Genomic DNA, 17,376 nt, shown 5'->3' with positions numbered 1-17,376 from the left:
TCCGCGTTCCGGCGGGTGGACCTGGACGGCCGGTACGTCATCCCCGGGCTCTGGGATGAACATGTCCACATGACGCAGTGGGCCCTGGCCGCCAACCGGATCGACCTCTCCGGCGCAGTCTCGGCACGTGCGGCGGCCGACGTCGTGCGTTCTTATCTGTCCGGCCCTAACGACGGCGGCCTGACGGCGGTGGGCGTCGGGTTCCGGGACGCTGTCTGGGCGGATGTCCCCCGCCTTGAGTTGCTCGACGGCGCCACCCGGGGTGTGCCGACGGCGCTGCTGAGCCATGACCTGCACTGCGTCTGGCTCAACAGCGCGGCGGCTTCCCGCTACGGTGTGGCGGTGGACGCGTCCGGGCTGCTGCGCGAGGAGCCGGCCTTCGAACTGACCCGTGAGCTGGGCAAACTGCCGGACGCCGTGGTGGATGCCTGGGTGCGGGACTCCGGGCAGGCAGCGGCCGCGCGCGGGATCGTGGGGGTCGTCGACTTCGAAATGACGTGGAACCGGGACGTCTGGCTGCGCCGCATGGCGGGCGGATTCGATTCCTTCCGGGTGGACGCCGGCGTCTATCCGCAGGACCTGGCGCGGGCCATTGCGGAGGGCATGCGCACCGGGCAGGACGTCGACGGCGGGGCGGGGCTGCTGCGGGTGGGCCCGCTGAAAGTACTGATTGACGGCTCGCTGAACACCCGCACGGCGTACTGCGTGGACCCGTATCCGCACGGCGGCCGCGGACTGCTCACCGTGAGCGAGGCGGAGCTGCTGGACCTGCTGGTCCGGGCCAGGGAGTCCGGTTTTGTCCCCGCGGTGCATGCGATCGGCGACGGCGCCAACGAGGTCGCGCTGAATGCCTTCGCCGCGGCCGGGATCACCGGGCGGATTGAGCATGCCCAGTTTGTCCGCGGCCAGGACTTCGCCCGCTTCGGCGAGCTGGGCCTGACGGCGAGCGTCCAGCCCGCCCATGCCCTGGATGACCGAGATGCTGCCGATTCCAACTGGCCCGGGCGCACGGACCGGGCGTTCCCCCTGCGGTCGCTGCTGGCCGCCGGTGCCACGCTGGCGCTGGGCTCCGATGCGCCGGTGGCGCCGCTGGAGCCATGGACCGCGATGTCGGCGGCCACCACCCGGTCGCGGCAGGACGGGCGGGAACCCTGGCACCCGGAGCAGGCCCTCACCCGGCAGGAGGCCCTGACAGCATCAACGCGCGGACGGGGCAGGATCCGGGTGGGTGACCCGGCGGATCTCGCGGTGCTCGATGGCGATCCCCTGGCGGTATCCGACGCTGTCTTCGCGGCGATGCCGGTGGCTGCGACGCTCGTGGCGGGGCGGATTACGCACGGTGGGGTCTGACAGGCTGAATTAGCTGCCCTTGACCCGCGACTGGATCAGGTTGGCGAACGGCAGCTGGCCATACTCGTCCACGAACGCAGCGTGATACCCCGCTTCGGCGTCGTTGAGCTGCTCGACGGGCAGCTCTTTCCATGCGACGATCAGGGACCCGGCTGCCGCGAGCTGCCAGATCAGCCGGCCGTCCCAGTGGCCGGGCGGTTTTCCTTTGCCGAAGTCGACGAATTCCTGGATCTGCCGGCGCAACCCGCGGTTGCCTTTGCTGCCGGGGCCGGCCTTGCCCACATAGAGGACGTCGGCGCCGTCGACCCATTCGGCGGCGAGCACTTCGGCCTTCAGGGTGGGGTCCTTCTTCTTGAAGACGCCGGCCGTGCTCTTCGCCAGGAACTGCGGCCGGAAGCCCTCGGGCCGCAGCACCGCGAAGATACCGGGTTTCTGCGGGATCCGGTTAATGTCCAGGTCCCCGAGCGGGCGGAAACCGGTGAACCCGTCCTGTTTCAGTGACTGTCTGTTGAGCGGCATGGGTTCCTTGGATCGGGGCGCGGGCGTTCCTTCAAAGCTTACGGATACGCGGGTTCCGGGGCCCGCCGAAAATGTCGGTGATGCCCGATAGTTTGGATTCATGAACGGCGAGCAGGAGCCCGACATGGCTCCAATAGCGGCAACAGACATGACGGTCGCGGAGGTGGCCCGGGCGCTGGCCGCTGTTCGGCCCGCCCGGGACAGTGCCGGACTGATCAACCAAATCCGTGAACTCGAGGATGCGAAGTCCGCCGCGGCCGCGTCGCAGGCCCGCTTCGCCGTCACGTTGGACTTGCTCCAGCGCCGCAGACAGTCCGACGCCGGGATGCCGGCGGCGGAACTCGGGGCCGGAGTGGCCGGGCAGATCGCCCTCGCCCGGCGGGAATCCCCGGCCAAAGGCAGCCGGCTCCTGGGGTTGGCCAAGGCCCTGGTTGCGGAGATGCCGCACACTCTCGCGGCGTTGGAGGCCGGGCAGCTGAACGAATGGCGCGCCACTCTCCTCGTCCGGGAAACGGCCTGCCTGACCGCGGAGGACCGGGCCGCCGTCGACGAGGAACTCGCACCCGACACGGGGACGTTCGACGGCGCCGGGGACCGGCGCATCATTGCCGCCGCCCGCACCGCCGCCTACCGCCTGGACCCCCGCACCGTCACCCAGCGGGCCAGCCACGCCGCCACCGAACGGAACGTCAGCCTCCGGCCTGCCCCGGACACCATGTGCTACCTCACCGCCCTGCTCCCCGTCCCGGCGGGCGTCGCCATGCACGCGGCCCTGACCCGGCACGCCGACACCCTCCGCAACGCCGGGGACCCCCGCACGCGCGGGCAGCTCATGGCCGACACCCTCGTCGAACGCACCACCGGCACCCCCGGCGGAATCACCGGCGTCGAGATCCAGCTCGTCATGACCGACCGCACCCTCTACCGGGGCGCAAGCGAACCCGCCCGGCTTCCCGGCTACGGTGTGGTCCCCGCCGGCTGGGCCCGGCAAGTGCTCACAGGCTCCGGTCATGACGCTGCCACCGCCACGAGTCATGACCTGAACGTCTGGCTCCGGCGGCTCTACACCGCCCCCGGCGCCGGGGAGCTGGTGGCGATGGACTCCCGCGCCCGGATCTTCCCGCCCGGGCTCCGCCGCCTCATCCAGGCCCGGGACAACACCTGCCGCACACCGTTCTGCGACGCCCCCATCCGGCACCTGGACCACATCATCCCCTGGCACCACGGCGGACCAACCACCCACGCCAACGGCGCCGGGCTCTGCGAAGCCTGCAACCACACCAAAGAAGCCCCCGGCTGGACCGTCAGGACCCGGCCAGGACCCAGGCACACCTTCGAGATCCAAACCCCCACCGGCCACACCTACCACTCCACCGCACCGCCACTTCCGGGCACCTCGCCGCCGGGAAGCGGATTGAACGGCGACCAGCTTACGGCCCAGGTCATGCCCGACGCAGCGGCGCCGCCCGCGGCCTGAATCCGACCTGCATCCTGCGAACTCGGCCCCTGGCCAACTAAGAGCTACCGGCCGAACCAGGCCTCGGTCAGGGAAACGTCCGCTTCCAGGGTGCAGTCCCCGGCCGAGTGGCCGAGTGCCAGGCGGTAGCTGCCGCCGGCGGCATGCCACTGCCCGCGGGCGGTGTTATAGGACGCCAGCAGCCGCGGGTCAACGGTCAGCGAGACGGTCCGTGATTCGCCGGGTTCAAGGTCCACGCGCTCGAAGCCGAGCAGCCGCATCCGGGGTCCCGCAGGATCCTCAAGGAGGTAGAACTGGGGCACGTCGGCCCCGCGGCGCGGCCCCTCATTGGTGACGGTGAATTCGGCCCGCACTCCGCCCCGGTCCTGCACCGTCAGGTCCTTGTAGTCGAACCGGGTGTAGCTGAGCCCGTGGCCGAAGGGGAACAGTGGCTCCTGCCCTGTCTTCGCGAACCAGCGGTAGCCGACGTCGGATCCCTCGTGGTAGATGACCGTCGTCGGAGTCCCCCACGGTGTGCCGAGGCCCGGGAGTTCCGGCCGCGGCGTCTGGTCCAGGCCTGTCGGGAAGGTCAGCGGGAGTTTCCCGGAGGGGTTGGTGACGCCGGCGAGGATTTCGGCGATCGCCTGGCCCCCGCACTGGCCGGGATACCAGGCCGCCAGGACGGCTCTGACCTTCGGGAGCCACGGCATCGCCACAGGGTTGCCGGTCTCGAGAACGACGACGGCGTTCGGGTTGGCCTCCGCGACGGCCACGATCACGGCGTCCTGCCCCCAGGGCAGGGACAGGTCCGCATTGTCGTAGCCTTCGCCCTCCACCCGGATGCCGAACACGATGGCGACGTCGGAACGGCGGGCCAGCAGCGCCGCCTCGCCCGGGCTCATTCCGGGGTCGTATTCGATCTCGGCGTCGGGCAGCAGCTTCTGCAGTTCCGCCAGCGGCGAGGAGGGCAGCAGGTACAGGTTCCGCATGCTGCCCATGATGCCGGGGCCGCCGATGGAGTGGACCTCGGCGTAACCGCCGGGCGGCGTGACGGCACTGGAGCCGCAGCCGGACGGCACCCCCAGCTGGGCATGTCCCCCGATGACTGCAATCCTGAAAGGCGCGCCTGCAGTGGACGGCGCCGCCAGCGGCAGCACGCCGTCGTTCGTCAGCAGGACAATCCCCTGCCGCGCCGTCTCCAGGGCGATGTCGGCATGGGCGGCGAGATCGACGTCGGGCGCCCCCTCCCAGCGGTCGATGCCTACGTCGAAGATGGCGTAGAGGATGCGCTGCACCATCCCGGACAGACGTTCCTTGGGGAAGTCACCCGCCGCGTAGGCCGCGCGCAGCGGCGCGGTGAAGCTCTCCTGTCCCCACATCATCACGTCGATCTGCACGCCGGACTCCTGATCCTGGCCCCGCAGAGCGAAGTCCCAGCGCGGAGTCGCGCCCCAGTCGGACATCACCCAGCCGGGAAAGCCCCAGGCGCCTTTCAGGATGCCCTGGAGCAGCGCCTCGTTGCCGCCCGCGTAGGTGCCGTTGATCTTGTTGTAGCCGGTCATGACTGAGCCGGGGTGGGCGCGTTCGATGGCGATTTCGAATGCGAGCAGGTCGGATTCCCGGTGCGCGCCCGGGTCGATGATCGCGTCCAGCCAGTGCCGGTTGGTTTCGTTGCAGTTCAGGGAGAAGTGCTTGACGGTGGAGATCACCTGCTCGCCCTGGATGCCCTTGACCGACTCCGCGCCGAGGACGCCGGTGAGCCAGGGGTCCTCGGACAGGTACTCGAAGTTCCGGCCGTTGCGCGGGTCGCGGTGCAGATTAAGTCCCCCGGCGAGCTGGACGTTGAGGCCTTTGCTCCGGGCTTCGCGGCCCACCAGCTGCCCGGATCGGCGGGCGAGTTCCGGGTTGAAGCTGGCACCGAGCGCGATGGAGGCCGGAAGCGCTGTGGCGGTGTCCCCCTCCCGGTAGCCGGGGTTGGTCACGCCAAGGCTCGCGTCGCTCATCAGCAGGGCGGGAATGCCCAGGCGTGGGATCCCCGGAGTGTAGCCGGCGCTCATCGGGACGTCGTCCGGGATGCGCGGATCCTTCTCCGTGAGCGTCGTGTTGGTACCCATGACGCTGACCAGGAGTGAAAAGCGCTCCTCGTCCGTCAGCTGCGCCTCGACGTCCCGGGCCCGTTCCATCGCTGCTGGATTCACGCATTGCCTGCTTTCGGGGTCGTCCCGGCGGGCGCTGAGGAAACGGACATGCGGCCCGGGCTCGGGGCGTCTTCGCCTTAAATGCGAGGCCTGCAGGTACCTTCGCGATCTCGCTATGAGATGGCTCGGACATTTTCATGTCCTGAACGACCCGGCTTAATCAGATGGTTACCTGCAGGCGTTTTAAGCGTACGCCCGGCTGCCCGCCCGTGACTAGGGGCCGAACGCCTCTGGCCGCAATCCGACCCAAAGAACGCCCCAGCGTCCAAAAGCGTAGAGTGGAACTAGACGCCTGATTCTGGACGCCGAGCGCTGAGGGAGAAATCGTGACGATTGACTGGGACGAAAAGAAGACCTTGCTGCAGGAACCGAACATCGCCGCCGTAACGCAGCTTTGCGACGAACTGATGGAAAAGAAGCCGGGGTCGGTCGTCCCCTACATCGATCCCGTCCATGACGAGGACGAGTGCCGGATCGTCAGCCTCCACATCGCCCCGGGCAAGGGCACTGAATCGGGCTTCGTCTCCCACTTCAACGATGACGAAGCCGCCCGCCGCGCCACCTCCATCTACGAGGCGGTCGAGCTCGACCCCCGCTACGTGATGCCGTGGAACGCCTACCCCTGGGTTCGCGATCCCGAGCTCCCCTCCGCGCTGAACGTCCAGGAGAAGACGGACGGCCTGCGGCCCTTCCGCCAGTTCCTCAAGATCAACAGGCGCGTGTCCGCCGTCATCGCCCACGGCGCCGATGCCCACGCCTTCCTGACACTCTTCGAGAAGACCTACCACTCCTCCCTGAAGAACCGCGGCGTCAAGATCTACAAGGCCACCGCACTCGGCGGCCGCGCCTTCGCCGTCTCGGCAGCCAAGCAGGAGGAACTCCTGAGCAAGAACGTCGAGGTCTACAAGGACGCCATGCAGCGGGCAGGCATCCAGCACCTCTAGAAGAGTCGCCTGACCGGAAAGAGGCTCCCCATGTCCCAGAATCCCGGATCAAAACTCGCGATTGTCGGCGCCGGCAGCGTCGGCACCTCCCTCGCCTACGCGGCGCTGATCCGCGGCTCGGCCAGCAACGTCGCCCTCTTTGACGTCAACGCCACCAAGGCGGAGGCGGAGGTGCTGGACCTGGCCCACGGCACCCAGTTCGCCGCCGCGGCGGCAACCGTCACCGGCGGCGGGGACATCTCCGCGACGGAAGGGGCCGACGTCGTCGTCATCACCGCCGGGGCCAAACAGGCGCCGGGTCAAACGCGGCTGGACCTGGCCGGTACCAACGTCCGCATCCTTGAACAGCTCATGCCGCAGTTGCTCGCGCACTCCCCGGACGCCGTCTACGTGCTGGTGACCAATCCCTGCGATGTGCTGACCGTCGCGGCGCAGAAGATCTCCGGTCTGCCGTCGTCGCGCATTTTCTCCTCCGGCACGGTGCTCGACACGTCCCGGCTGCGCTGGTTGCTGGCGCGCAAGGCAGGCGTCTCCCTGACCAGCGTGCACGCCAGCATGGTGGGCGAGCACGGCGACACCGAGTTTCCCATCTGGTCCGGCGCAACAATCGGCCCGGTCCCGATCCGCAACTGGGAGGTCGACGGCGAACGCGTCTTCACGTCCGGCTATCTTGCCGAGACCGCGCGGGAAGTGACGCAGGCCGCCTACAAGGTGATCGCCGGGAAGGGCGCCACGAACTACGCGATCGGGCTGTCCGGCGCGCGCATCGTGGAGGCCCTGCTGCGCGCGGAGAACGCCGTCCTGCCGGTTTCGACCGTGCTGGACGGCCAGTACGGAATCACCGGAGTGGCACTGTCCCTGCCCAGCATCGTGGGCCACGGCGGGGTCCGTTCGGTGCTGGATACCCCCATGGACGACGGCGAACTCGCCGCGCTGCACCACTCGGCGGAGACGCTGCAGCAGAGCTTGGCGACGCTGGGGATCTAGGGGATCTGCGGCGCCCTTGCCGAAGCGAAAACGGGCACTACTGTCACTGAGCCCAGGTGCGGCAGGACGTGCTGGAGCCCGCGTTCCATGTTGGACGTCACCGAGGCGAGCTCAACCATGTGGACATCCGGCGCGATCGGCACCGTGACCTCGACGTGCAGCCGGTGGCCGGACCAGCGCAGCCGGGCGGTTCCACCGGCCCTGGAATGTTCCGCGATGACGGCCTCGACCCGCTGCGTGAGTTCAGGGTCGACGCCGTCCATCAGCCGCCGTCCGACGTCACGCACGGTGCCCCACAGGAGGACCACGATGGCGGCCGAAATCAGCAGGCCCACGATGGGGTCCGCGAGCGGGAAGCCGAGCCAGACGCCGATGACGCCCGCGACGACCGCCAGCGAGGTGAAACCGTCCGTCCGGGCGTGGATGCCGTCGGCCACCAGGGCGGCGGAACCGATCCGCCGGCCAACACGGATCCGGTAGATCGCGACGAGTTCGTTGCCGGCGAAGCCCACCAGCCCGGCGGCGAGCACCCAGCCGAGGTTGTGAACGGGCTGGGGTTCAAAGAATCGGCGGACCGATTCGACGGCCGCCACCACCGCGGAGAGCGCGATCATCGCCACGATAAACAGCCCGGCGAGGTCCTCGGCCCGGCCGAACCCGTAAGTGTACGTCCGGGTAGCCTTGCGGCGGCCCAGCAGGAACGCGATCCAGAGCGGGACCGCTGTCAGCGCGTCCGAGAAATTGTGCACCGTGTCGGCCAGCAGCGCCACGGAGCCGCTGATCAGCACGATCACGAGCTGGAAGAGCGAGGTGGCGCCGAGGCCGAGCAGGGAAACCTTGACCGCGCGGATGCCCTGGGAGCTGGATTCGAGCGCTTCGTCGATGGAGTCCGCGGCGTCGTGCGAGTGCGGGACGAAGACCGACTGAAGCCAGCCCTTCAGCCCGGTGGCGTGGGTGTGTCCGTGCGGTCCGTGGCTGTGGTCGTGGTCGTGCGGGTGACCATGGTCGTGGTCATGCTCATGCGGGTGCTCGTGACCCTCGCCGTGGCTGTGTTCGTCCACTGCGTCCGACGGGCGGTTCATGCGCTGTGCCGCTGGGCCGTGCCAAGCGCGTGCTCGGCCTGGTGGACTGCATCCATCACCAGTTGGCGGGCGTGATCATTCTGCAGCCGATAAAAGACCTTCGTTCCCTCCTGCCGGGTGGCGACCATGCCGCCCAGCCGCATCTTGGCCAGATGCTGGGAGACCGCCGCAGCCGGCTTCCCTACACGCTCAGCCAGGACGTTGACCGGCAGCTCACGCTCTCCCAGGGCCAGGATCAGCCGGACACGCGTGGCATCGGCCAGCATGGAGAACACCTCGACGGCCAGCTCCACGTGGGGGCTGTCGACCTCAACCTGCATATCTGCATTCATACGCAGATACTGTCATACTTGTACCGGACGGCCAACTGTCAACGGACGTGGGCCGTGGAAGGCTGGAACATACTGCCCGGCGCTTTCGTTGAACACCGGTAGCCTGAAACCCGCACACAGCACCCCGGAGAGGAGGACCGCGATGACCACTGCCAGCCCGGCAGGTCCCGCCTCCTCCCTGCACCGGGCCGCGCTGCTGGCCGGAATCCTCGCTGTGATCGCAGGCTTCCTGGGCATGCACATCCTCTCCGGCTCCCATGGGATGCACTCCCACGCAGCCGTTGCGGGCAGCGGCGGACACGCGGAACAAGCCGCGGACCCGGCCTCCGCGCCGGCCCACGGCCAACATCCCAGCCATAACGCCGGCCCTACTACTCCGCCGTCGTGCGTCTGCCAGGGCGGCTGCGCCGAGAAGCCGGCAGCTCATGTTGACTGCACTCCGTCCCCTGCGGGCGCTTCCTTGGGCGCCCCGCAGCCCGGAACAACACTGCTGGCGATCCAGTCCTGGACGGCAGCCCCGGCCGGCCGGCAGGCGCACTACGCCTTTCTGCCCGGGACGCCCACACCCCGGGACCTGTCCATCAGCCGCACGTAAAAGCGGGCATGTGCCGTGAACACGCCGGCGCCGACCCCTGCCCCACGGCGCGCGGCCGCCATTTCGAAAGCCGCTCGCCCCAGAACACCGGCTACGCCGCCGGATCCCCGAAGGACACGATTCTCCATGAAGAAGACCCTCACGATTTCCGCCACAGCCCTCGCCGCCGCCATAGCCCTGGCAGGCTGCTCCACCGGATCCGGTTCCAGTGGCAGCAGTATGCCCGGCATGGACCACAGCGCCATGCCGGCCAGCCCGGCCGCGATGGCCGACCACAACGGCTCGGACACGATGTTTGCCCAGGCCATGATTCCGCACCACGCCCAGGCCGTCGAGATGAGCGACATGATCCTGAAAAAGCAGGGTATCGACGCCCGGATCACCGCGCTGGCTACGAAGATCAAGGCAGCCCAGGCGCCCGAAATCGAGAAGATGACCGGATGGCTCAAGGGCTGGAGCGAACCCAAGCAGGCACCCGGCGGCCACTCCATGACCGGCATGATGAGCGGCGACGACCTCACGAGGCTCGACGCCGCCCAGGGCACCGAGGCCGCCCGGCTGTTCCTCAGCCAGATGATTGCCCACCACGAGGGCGCCGTCGAGATGGCGAACGCCGAGGTCCGCAGCGGCAAGAATGCCGAAGCCGTCCAGCTCGGCAAGGACATCGCGGCCTCCCAGACGGGCGAGATCCAGGAAATGAAGGAGCTGCTCGCGGGCCTCTAACCGGCCCATGGACCCCGAGGTGAGGTTTCGCGCCCATCGTCCGGAGGAATCATGGGCGAGACCTCTCACCTCGGCAGGGGGCGCGGCTGGTCGCCGGGGCGTAACGCAACGTCCCCGCAACCTCTCCCGGGAGCGGTTCGCATATGCTCAGCAGACAGACTCACACTGGCTCAGCGACGAACCACCCGGGAGACACCTCATGACCAACTGGCGAATCAGGGATTTCCATTCCGCCGATCTCGACGGCATCCTGCACCTCTGGGAGTCACTCAAGGCCACCAATGTCGAGCCGGTCTATGCGCTCTCCGAGGTGTTGGCCTCCTGCGAAAAGGACCACGCCGTGGTCGCGGTGCAGGGTGACCAGGTGGTGGGGGCCGCCGTCGGCCGCGCCGCCCACGACCAGGGCTGGATCGTCTTCCTGGCCACCCTCCCCGAATTCCGCGGCCGCGGGATCGGCACCTCGCTGCTGGCCGCCGTCGAGAACCGGATGGCCCCGCACGGGCTGAACAAGCTGTCCGCACTCATGCCGGAATCCGAGACTCGGGTGGAGGCTTTCCTGGGCCGCGGCTTCGTACTGAAGAAGAACCTGCGCTATTTCGAGCGGAAGATCCCGGTACAGCGCCAGGAACTCGAACCGCTCAGCCAGCTCGGCGGCCGGATCCTGGCCCGCGACCTCTGGGAAAACGTCGCCGGCATGCGGAACGAGAAGGAGCTGCTGGAGCGCCGCCTGGTGCTGCCGCTTGCCGAGGCCGACCTCGCCGACGAATACGGTGTGGTGCCGCCGCGCGCCGTCGTGCTCTTTGGCCCTCCCGGCACGGGCAAGACCACTTTCGCGAAGGCGATTGCCTCCCGCCTGGAGTGGCCCTTTGTGGAGGTCTTCCCCTCCCGCCTGGCCGCCGACCCCAAGGGCCTCGCCGGTGCGCTGCGCGAGACCTTCCTGGAGATCGCCGAGCTGGAGCACGCCGTCGTCTTCATCGATGAGGTGGAGGAGATCGCCTCCCAGCGTTCCGGCGAACCGCCGTCGCCGCTGCAGGGCGTCACCAACGAACTCCTCAAGATCATCCCGGCCTTCCGCGAACAGCCGGGACGACTGCTGGTCTGCGCCACCAACTTCATCCGCGCCCTGGACACCGCGTTCCTGCGCCACGGCCGTTTCGACTACGTGATCCCCATCGGCCTGCCCGACCGGCAGGCCCGCGAGGCCATGTGGCAGCGCTTCATTCCCGCCACGGTGGTGGACGACGTGGATGTGGAGCTCCTGGTGGACCGCACCGAAGGCTTCTCCCCCGCGGACATTGAGTATGCGGCCCGGAGCGCGTCCCAGCGTGCGCTGGAGAAGGCGGTGTACGACGACGGCGGGCTGGCTTCCAGCGGCAACGCCTCCGTCCGCGAGGCCGTCCGGAAGGGCCCCGCGACGCAGGACTACCTCGACGCGATCGGGGATACCCGCACCACGGTCAGCGAGGAAGTCCACCAGCAGTTCCTCGAGGACATCGACGCCTTGGGCCGGGTGTAGCCAAAGCAACGCGGGGTCAAATACGGCCCATGTCGGACCCCGGGATGGGCCGTATCTGACCCCGCGTTGCTAGGGGGCGTCGTCGTAGGAGAGGTTCTCGTAGTCCGTGTCGTCCGCCTCGTCGAGCATGTCGTCGAGTTCGTCGAGCAGCCAGGGGTTGATCCGGGCGAGGATCTTGCGGGTCTCCTCCACCGGAACCGCGGCGTAGAGCACCGGGCGGGCCTCGTTGTAGCGGGTGACCGGCGGCTTGTCCGGCCACTTCTCGGCCAGTGCCCGGACGCGCTCCGGCAGGGAGTTGTGCGCGTTGTCTGCGATCTTCACCAGGGTTGCGTCGTGGTCCTCGGCAATGTAGCGGATGCCAGCCTGGTAGTCATCCGGGTTTTCGTGCAGGCGCTTCGTGACCCGCTCGATAATGTCCACGGCCCGCTCGGAGACGCCCATGTCCAGCAGCGCTTGCCGGGTTATTGGGGTGTCCTCGGCGATGTCATGCAGGTACCCGGCGATCCGGATGTCGTCGTCGAAATCCGCCAGCGCATCCCCGACGGCGATGACATGCTCGCGGTACGGGCGCTTGAGCTTGTCCTTCTGCCGATTGTGAGCGACTTCGGCAAGGATCTTCGCCGTCTCCACGGTGAAACTCGGTTGAGGGGCGCGTGCTTCCGTGAATTCTGGTTCTGACATGATTCCAGCCTACGCGCCGACGCCGCCCAGCCCCGGCCACACCCACGGCTCCTTGGGCAGCGCGGCGGGATCGAACAGGGGGAGGGCGTGCTCCAGCGGTCCTGCCGGCAGCCCGAGGGATACCAGCAGTGCGTCCCGCACGTCCTCGGGGGGGACGCCTTCGGCCGCGAGGTCCGCGAGCGTGACGGCGCCGTCGCGCTTGGCCAGCCGGGCACCGTCGGCGTTCAGCACGAGCGGAACATGCGCATATTCCGGAACAGGCATATTCAGCAGCAGGGCGAGATAGGCCTGCCGGGGCGTGGACGGCAGCAGGTCGTCGCCGCGCACCACCTGGTCAACGCCCTGCTCGGCGTCATCGACCACTACGGCAAGGTTGTACGCGATGACGCCGTCATTGCGCCGGAGTACAAAGTCGTCCACCACGCCCGAATAACTGCCGCGCAGCAGGTCCTGCACCGTCCCTTCGGTAACGGTGGACCGGAGCCGCAGCGCCGCCGGCCGGGCGGCGCGCTTGGCCTCGCGCTCGGCGGCAGTGAGGTTCCGGCAGGTGCCGGGATAGGCGCCCTGCGGGGCATGCGGCGCGGACGGCGCCTCCTGGATCTCCCGGCGCGTGCAGAAGCACTCATAGGTCAGGTCCGCCTCGGCAAGCCGGGCGATCGCGGCCGCATAGTGGACCCCGCGGTCGGCCTGGCGGACGACGCCGCCGTCCCAGGTGATCCCGATTGCAGCCAGGTCGCGGAGCTGCTCAGCCTCGGCGCCGGCCCGCGCCCTGTCGAGGTCCTCGACGCGCATCAGGAACCGCCGGCCGGTGGAGCGGGCGAAGAGCCAGGCGAGGATGGCTGTGCGGAGGTTGCCGACATGCAGTTCGCCGGACGGGCTGGGGGCGAAGCGGCCGGCAGATGTCATGGCACCAGCCTATGCGCAGCCAGCACAAGAGCCCCTCAGCTACCGATGACTTCGGAAAACCGACGTCGGTGGCTCAGGGGCTCTTGCCGTGCTGGGCCCGGGGCGTTGCTCCGGGCCATGGCACTGCGAATCGGGAGAACTGCGATTGCGGAGTTTTTGTGCGGAATGACGATGGTGTGAACAAGAGTCAATCAGCCGGCGGGTTCCTTGCGGGAAGCCTCGTCCAAGGTCCGGGTGGTGTGCCGGGGTACTTGTAGCCTGTGGAGTCCGGCGGTGGCCTTGCCCCTTTGTTGTCACTATTCCAACAGAAGTCCTACAGTTGGTGCAACGGGCGTGCTTTGGAGTAGTCAGACTGATCAATACACGGCGCAACTATGAACAGGAAGTGGTCACTTTGCAGGAACTGGACACGACGGACCGTCGGATCCTCCTCGCCCTTGACGGGGATCCCCGGCTGCCGATCATGGTGCTGGCCCAGAAGCTGGGCCTGGCCCGCGGCACCGTGCAGTCGCGCCTGGAACGGATGGCGGCGTCGGGCGCACTCCGGCCCAACAGCAGCCGCGTGCTGCCCTCGGCGCTGGGCCGGGGCGTGGCGGCGTCGGTGAGCGCGGAACTGGACCAAAGCCATCTGAATGAGGCGATCGCCGCGCTCCGGAACATCCCCGAAGTCCTCGAATGCCACGCGCCGGCAGGGGAAACCGATCTGCTGATCCGGGTGGTGGCTAAGAGCCCGGACGATCTGTACCGCGTATCCGAAGAGATCCGGCTGTGCCCGGGAATCGTGCGGACGTCCACGAGCATGTTCCTGCGTGAAGTCATCCCGTACCGGACCACAGGGCTGCTGGGCGCCTGAGGCCCCTTCCGGAAGGTTGGACTAAACGGGTGGCCCGGTATTGGTCTTCAGGTTCTTCATGACCAATGTCGACGTCAGACGCTCGACCCCGGGCAACGAGGTCAGTTCGCTGTCATAGAAGCGCTGGTAGGCGGGCAGGTCCTCGGCGATGACTTTGAGCAGGTAGTCGGGCGAGCCGAACAATCGTTGGGCCTCCACGATATTCGGGTTGTCCGCCACCCGGTTCTCGAAGATCTCCATCGTGGCGCGGTCGACCTGCCGCAGCGTGACGAACACTATCGCCTCGAACCCGAGCCCCACGGCGGCCGGATCGATGTCCGCCCGGTAGCCGCGGATAACGCCGGAGGCTTCCAGATCGCGGAGCCGCCGGTGGCATGGCGCCACGGTCAATCCCACCTTCGCGGCAAGCGCTGTCGCCGTCATGCGGCCGTCCTCTTTGAGGTAGCGCAAAATACTTCTGTCCAAGTGGTCAATCACGCAATAATCTTACCCGTCAGCGGTGTTTCTCCGCGAAAACAGGGAACACTTTGGGCGCGTTTTTTTCTAGACTTTTCCTGTACCCACCCGTCAGGAGACCGCCATGAACCCCCAGCTTTTCCTCGCCTTTCTGGTGGTCGCCGGCGCCCTTGCCTGCACGCCCGGGGTGGACTGGGCCTATTCCATCGCCGCAGGCCTGAAGCAGCGCAGCTTTGTGCCGGCCGTGGCGGGACTCTGCGGCGGCTATGTGCTGCACACGGTGCTCCTGGTCGCGGGCCTGGCAGCGCTGCTCACCGGGGTTCCCGGCGTCTTGGGATGGCTGACTGTGGCCGGCGCGGCTTATCTGCTCTGGCTCGGACTCTCGACCATCCGGTCCTGGCGCGGGGCGAGCTTCGGCACCGCAGAAGTGCGGGCTCCGGCGAACCAGTTCCGGACCTTCCTGCAGGGCATGGGAACCAGCGGCATCAACCCGAAGGGACTGCTGTTCTATGTTGCCCTGGTCCCGCAGTTTGTCAGCCCGGAGGCGTCGCTGCCGGTGCCGGTGCAGTCAGGCCTCCTCGGCCTGACGTTTGTCCTCCTGGTCGCCGTGGTCTACACCGGCGTTGCATTGCTGTCACGCAAACTGCTGCACTCCCGGCCGGGAGCGGCACGGAAAGTGACGCTCGCGAGCGGCATCATCATGGTGGCGCTGGGCGCCGTCCTGCTGTCCGAGCAGCTTGTACCGCTCCTGGGCCACGCCCTGCCCCGCGGCTGAGGCTCCGCGGCTAAGGACCTGCGGCTGGGGCTCCGCGCGGCCGCCCGCCGGACTGTCACGTGCGCGGCATGTACCACTCCGTGAACGCCGTGGCCCGGCCGTCCCCCGTGAGCTGGATGATCCAGAGGTTGTCGTAGCTGCGGCTGTCCCCGCGGTAATCGGTGCGGCCCTGCACGAAGGCCCTGCCGCCGTCGACGCCGAGGAGCTTCCAGTCGAAGGTCCATTCCCCCGGTTCATCACGCCCGGCGATCCAGTGCTCCACGATCTGCTCGCGCCCGGTCCACGCCTCGGGATCATCCGGGCGGGTGGCGTACACGGCGTCCTCCGTGAAAAGCGCCTTGATGTCCTCCGGCTCGTTCGACGTCCAGGCTGCGATGTAATGCTGCATCCAGCGCGCTGCCGCATCTCTCATTCCTCGGTTTTACTCCCTGCCTCCGCGAGCCCGCAAGGGTCATTGAACCGGAACGGGACACTTCGCCGTCGTCGGCCAGGCCGTATTCGCGGTCCCAGAGCTCATGCAGTTCGGCGTCTTTGCGGAGCGTCGTGACCGTCTCCAGTTCCGTGGGCTGGCGGTGCTGCCACTGAATCCGGTTCAGCACCTTCCGCCCGTTGTCCAGGAGGAGGAGCGCCCGGTCCGTCAGGGCATCGCTGCGGAGCGTGAAATCGGTCTTGCGCCGGCGCAGGACCTCCTGCAGGGCTGCCCGGGCTTCCCGGTCGTCGCCAAGTTTCCGGAGTGATCGGGCCCGTACCAGGAGCAGCGCCGCGGAGAGGTCGTCCCCGTTAAGCAGCCCTTCCGTGTCCGCCACCACGTCCAGATGCCGTCCCAGCGACGCGGCCAGCGAGCAGCGCGCCAGTGCCATGGGCAACGACGGCGGCAATCCGGTCAGCGCCGCGAGCGCGGCCTCGCCCTGGCCTGTCTCGCGCAGCGAATGGGACAACGCCAGGAACGCGGCCTCCTCGCTGAACAGGACCGGGACCTCGACCCGCTCGGCCACGGCCACCCGGGTGATGACACGGGCCAGATAGACGGACGCATACCGGTTCGCGTCGTCGTCGTTCCTGATCAGCAGGCCGCGCTGGAGCAGTTCGGAGGCGCGCAGGTGGCCGCCCTGGGCATAGCTCTGCAGTCCGGCCATCAGGTAGCACAGCCCGGCCCACCCGGGGTTGGCGTGCGCCAGGGCGATCAGCCGGTCCGGGTCGGAGCTGCCGAAGATGGCGCCGTGTAAGGTCTTCGCCGCTTTGGCCGGTGCCCTGCCTCCCACTTTGCCGAGCCGGGGTGCGCCGCCCTCCACCGGCAATGAGCCGCGGATCCGCCCCGCCAAAGCACCGGTTACGCCGTCGGCGAGGCCGCGGACGGGCGTCCGGATCACCGGCGTCCGGAACGGGGTCAGGTCGCGGGGGTCGCGGTACAGGGCTGGTCGGGGGGCGGTTTCCCCTGGTCCGGCGCTCATGACTCCATGCTAGTCCGCCCGGGGTGGCCGCGGGCAGACTAGGCGGCGGCCGAAATCCAGAGCCCGATCACCCAGGTGCTGCCGGCCAGGCAGGCGAGTCCGAACTCCACGATCATTCCCAGGCCGGTGGCTTTCAATGCCGCCCAGCTGGATGCCACGGCAGTGCCGAAGACGCGTGTGCGCTGCAGCTCGCTCAGCAGCAGGCCGGCGGCGAAACCGATGAACAGGCCCACGACGGGGATGATGAACATCCCCACCACCCCAAGGACCAGCCCGGCCACCACCGAACGGCCCGGAATGCTGTGCTGTTTGAGTTTCCTGCCGGTGAGGACCGCGCTGGCGGCCATTCCGGCCAGGACGAAGACCATGCCGATCCCGAACACCACCCAGCCGGTGGTCCCGGCGCCGCCCCAGATGGCCCACGCGAGCAGGCTCAGTCCGATCAGGATGCTGCCGGGCAGGACGGGGATGACGGTGCCGGCCACGCCCACAAGGATGGCGAGGCCGCACAGGATCGTCACGACGGTCTCGGGGTTCATCGCTCCAGTCTAT

19 protein-coding genes are annotated in these 17,376 nt (G+C 68.3%); 9 read left to right on the top strand and 10 right to left on the bottom strand.

Annotated features, from left to right (window positions below):
- The first annotated feature begins 69 nt into the window (after positions 1-69).
- The gene (locus tag K789_RS23145; protein ID WP_237739605.1) at positions 70-1,350 is read left to right on the top strand and encodes an amidohydrolase; all 1,281 of its coding nucleotides are present in this window, start codon (positions 70-72) and stop codon (positions 1,348-1,350) included.
- A gap of 9 nt (positions 1,351-1,359) precedes the next feature.
- Here K789_RS23145 and K789_RS0113825 read toward each other — a convergent pair whose 3' ends face one another.
- Entirely contained in the window at positions 1,360-1,869 is a 510-nt protein-coding gene (locus K789_RS0113825; RefSeq protein WP_024367268.1) for a hypothetical protein, read from the bottom strand.
- A 148-nt stretch (positions 1,870-2,017) separates the two neighbouring features.
- On the opposite strand from K789_RS0113825, the gene K789_RS0113820 reads away from it, so the two are divergent.
- Complete coding sequence (locus K789_RS0113820) at positions 2,018-3,346, top strand: HNH endonuclease (RefSeq protein WP_237739606.1); 1,329 nt, start codon at positions 2,018-2,020, stop codon at positions 3,344-3,346.
- A gap of 44 nt (positions 3,347-3,390) precedes the next feature.
- On the opposite strand, the gene K789_RS0113815 is transcribed toward K789_RS0113820, so the two are convergent.
- The gene (locus K789_RS0113815) at positions 3,391-5,523 is read right to left on the bottom strand and encodes a beta-glucosidase family protein (protein ID WP_202805084.1); all 2,133 of its coding nucleotides are present in this window, start codon (positions 5,521-5,523) and stop codon (positions 3,391-3,393) included.
- Between the two features lie 326 nt (positions 5,524-5,849).
- Here K789_RS0113815 and K789_RS0113810 point away from each other — a divergent pair, with 326 nt between their 5' ends.
- On the top strand, positions 5,850-6,467 hold the full coding sequence (locus K789_RS0113810; RefSeq protein ID WP_024367265.1) for a uracil-DNA glycosylase: 618 nt from the start codon (positions 5,850-5,852) through the stop codon (positions 6,465-6,467).
- Between the two features lie 30 nt (positions 6,468-6,497).
- Positions 6,498-7,454 carry an L-lactate dehydrogenase gene (locus tag K789_RS0113805; protein ID WP_024367264.1) on the top strand — a complete coding sequence of 319 codons (957 nt, stop codon included), beginning with the start codon at positions 6,498-6,500 and terminating at the stop codon, positions 7,452-7,454.
- Here K789_RS0113805 and K789_RS0113800 read toward each other — a convergent pair.
- Complete coding sequence (locus tag K789_RS0113800) at positions 7,451-8,536, bottom strand: cation diffusion facilitator family transporter (protein WP_024367263.1); 1,086 nt, start codon at positions 8,534-8,536, stop codon at positions 7,451-7,453. The two genes, K789_RS0113805 and K789_RS0113800, sit on opposite strands and share 4 nt — an antisense overlap.
- Complete coding sequence (locus K789_RS0113795; protein ID WP_024367262.1) at positions 8,533-8,868, bottom strand: ArsR/SmtB family transcription factor; 336 nt, start codon at positions 8,866-8,868, stop codon at positions 8,533-8,535. The genes K789_RS0113800 and K789_RS0113795 overlap by 4 nt, the downstream gene beginning before the upstream one ends.
- Before the next feature lie 142 nt (positions 8,869-9,010).
- Between K789_RS0113795 and K789_RS0113790 the strand changes: the two genes are divergently transcribed.
- The 3 genes from K789_RS0113790 (at position 9,011) to K789_RS0113780 (ending at position 11,702) form a co-directional block, all read left to right on the top strand.
- Complete coding sequence (locus K789_RS0113790) at positions 9,011-9,463, top strand: hypothetical protein (RefSeq protein ID WP_024367261.1); 453 nt, start codon at positions 9,011-9,013, stop codon at positions 9,461-9,463.
- Positions 9,464-9,589: 126 nt separating this feature from the next.
- Positions 9,590-10,186, top strand: coding sequence for a DUF305 domain-containing protein (locus tag K789_RS0113785; protein ID WP_024367260.1), 597 nt, complete (start codon positions 9,590-9,592; stop codon positions 10,184-10,186).
- Positions 10,187-10,385: 199 nt separating this feature from the next.
- Positions 10,386-11,702 carry an ATP-binding protein gene (locus K789_RS0113780; RefSeq protein ID WP_024367259.1) on the top strand — a complete coding sequence of 439 codons (1,317 nt, stop codon included), beginning with the start codon at positions 10,386-10,388 and terminating at the stop codon, positions 11,700-11,702.
- 69 nt (positions 11,703-11,771) lie between these two features.
- On the opposite strand, the gene K789_RS0113775 is transcribed toward K789_RS0113780, so the two are convergent.
- Positions 11,772-12,383, bottom strand: a complete 612-nt coding sequence (locus tag K789_RS0113775; protein WP_024367258.1) for an HD domain-containing protein — start codon at positions 12,381-12,383, stop codon at positions 11,772-11,774.
- A 9-nt stretch (positions 12,384-12,392) separates the two neighbouring features.
- Entirely contained in the window at positions 12,393-13,289 is an 897-nt protein-coding gene (gluQRS, locus tag K789_RS0113770) for a tRNA glutamyl-Q(34) synthetase GluQRS (RefSeq protein ID WP_024367257.1), read from the bottom strand.
- A 394-nt stretch (positions 13,290-13,683) separates the two neighbouring features.
- On the opposite strand from gluQRS, the gene K789_RS0113765 reads away from it, so the two are divergent.
- Complete coding sequence (locus tag K789_RS0113765) at positions 13,684-14,142, top strand: Lrp/AsnC family transcriptional regulator (protein WP_024367256.1); 459 nt, start codon at positions 13,684-13,686, stop codon at positions 14,140-14,142.
- 21 nt (positions 14,143-14,163) lie between these two features.
- On the opposite strand, the gene K789_RS0113760 is transcribed toward K789_RS0113765, so the two are convergent.
- On the bottom strand, positions 14,164-14,619 hold the full coding sequence (locus tag K789_RS0113760; protein WP_024367255.1) for an Lrp/AsnC family transcriptional regulator: 456 nt from the start codon (positions 14,617-14,619) through the stop codon (positions 14,164-14,166).
- 103 nt (positions 14,620-14,722) lie between these two features.
- On the opposite strand from K789_RS0113760, the gene K789_RS0113755 reads away from it, so the two are divergent.
- Positions 14,723-15,373 (top strand): LysE family translocator, encoded by a 651-nt coding sequence (locus K789_RS0113755; protein ID WP_024367254.1) that lies wholly within the window; start codon positions 14,723-14,725, stop codon positions 15,371-15,373.
- A 55-nt stretch (positions 15,374-15,428) separates the two neighbouring features.
- Here the strand turns inward: K789_RS0113755 and K789_RS0113750 are convergent, their stop codons facing one another.
- Genes K789_RS0113750 through K789_RS0113740 form a run of 3 tightly spaced genes read right to left on the bottom strand, consistent with a single transcriptional unit; the run spans position 15,429 to position 17,363 of the window.
- The gene (locus tag K789_RS0113750; protein WP_084507556.1) at positions 15,429-15,761 is read right to left on the bottom strand and encodes a nuclear transport factor 2 family protein; all 333 of its coding nucleotides are present in this window, start codon (positions 15,759-15,761) and stop codon (positions 15,429-15,431) included.
- Complete coding sequence (locus tag K789_RS0113745; RefSeq protein WP_024367252.1) at positions 15,667-16,824, bottom strand: hypothetical protein; 1,158 nt, start codon at positions 16,822-16,824, stop codon at positions 15,667-15,669. The genes K789_RS0113750 and K789_RS0113745 overlap by 95 nt, the downstream gene beginning before the upstream one ends.
- A 38-nt stretch (positions 16,825-16,862) precedes the next feature.
- Positions 16,863-17,363, bottom strand: a complete 501-nt coding sequence (locus K789_RS0113740; RefSeq protein ID WP_024367251.1) for a DUF456 domain-containing protein — start codon at positions 17,361-17,363, stop codon at positions 16,863-16,865.
- Positions 17,364-17,376: the final 13 nt, after the last annotated feature.

This window comes from Arthrobacter sp. TB 26, from assembly GCF_000427315.1.
Taxonomy (GTDB): domain Bacteria; phylum Actinomycetota; class Actinomycetes; order Actinomycetales; family Micrococcaceae; genus Arthrobacter.
The sequence above is the reverse complement of the archived record's forward strand: the minus strand, read 5'-3'. Positions and strand labels throughout refer to the sequence as shown.

Bases quoted from the DNA above. Each gene is read 5' to 3' on its own strand.
- K789_RS23145 (WP_237739605.1), top strand. From the start codon at position 70: ATGACGCAGTGGGCCCTGGCCGCCAACCGGATCGACCTCTCCGGCGCA.
- K789_RS0113825 (WP_024367268.1), bottom strand. From the start codon at position 1,869: ATGCCGCTCAACAGACAGTCACTGAAACAGGACGGGTTCACCGGTTTC.
- K789_RS0113820 (WP_237739606.1), top strand. From the start codon at position 2,018: ATGACGGTCGCGGAGGTGGCCCGGGCGCTGGCCGCTGTTCGGCCCGCC.
- K789_RS0113805 (WP_024367264.1), top strand. From the start codon at position 6,498: ATGTCCCAGAATCCCGGATCAAAACTCGCGATTGTCGGCGCCGGCAGC.
- K789_RS0113800 (WP_024367263.1), bottom strand. From the start codon at position 8,536: ATGAACCGCCCGTCGGACGCAGTGGACGAACACAGCCACGGCGAGGGT.
- K789_RS0113795 (WP_024367262.1), bottom strand. From the start codon at position 8,868: ATGAATGCAGATATGCAGGTTGAGGTCGACAGCCCCCACGTGGAGCTG.
- K789_RS0113790 (WP_024367261.1), top strand. From the start codon at position 9,011: ATGACCACTGCCAGCCCGGCAGGTCCCGCCTCCTCCCTGCACCGGGCC.
- K789_RS0113785 (WP_024367260.1), top strand. From the start codon at position 9,590: ATGAAGAAGACCCTCACGATTTCCGCCACAGCCCTCGCCGCCGCCATA.
- K789_RS0113780 (WP_024367259.1), top strand. From the start codon at position 10,386: ATGACCAACTGGCGAATCAGGGATTTCCATTCCGCCGATCTCGACGGC.
- K789_RS0113775 (WP_024367258.1), bottom strand. From the start codon at position 12,383: ATGTCAGAACCAGAATTCACGGAAGCACGCGCCCCTCAACCGAGTTTC.
- gluQRS (WP_024367257.1), bottom strand. From the start codon at position 13,289: ATGACATCTGCCGGCCGCTTCGCCCCCAGCCCGTCCGGCGAACTGCAT.
- K789_RS0113755 (WP_024367254.1), top strand. From the start codon at position 14,723: ATGAACCCCCAGCTTTTCCTCGCCTTTCTGGTGGTCGCCGGCGCCCTT.
- K789_RS0113750 (WP_084507556.1), bottom strand. From the start codon at position 15,761: ATGCAGCATTACATCGCAGCCTGGACGTCGAACGAGCCGGAGGACATC.
- K789_RS0113745 (WP_024367252.1), bottom strand. From the start codon at position 16,824: ATGAGCGCCGGACCAGGGGAAACCGCCCCCCGACCAGCCCTGTACCGC.
- K789_RS0113740 (WP_024367251.1), bottom strand. From the start codon at position 17,363: ATGAACCCCGAGACCGTCGTGACGATCCTGTGCGGCCTCGCCATCCTT.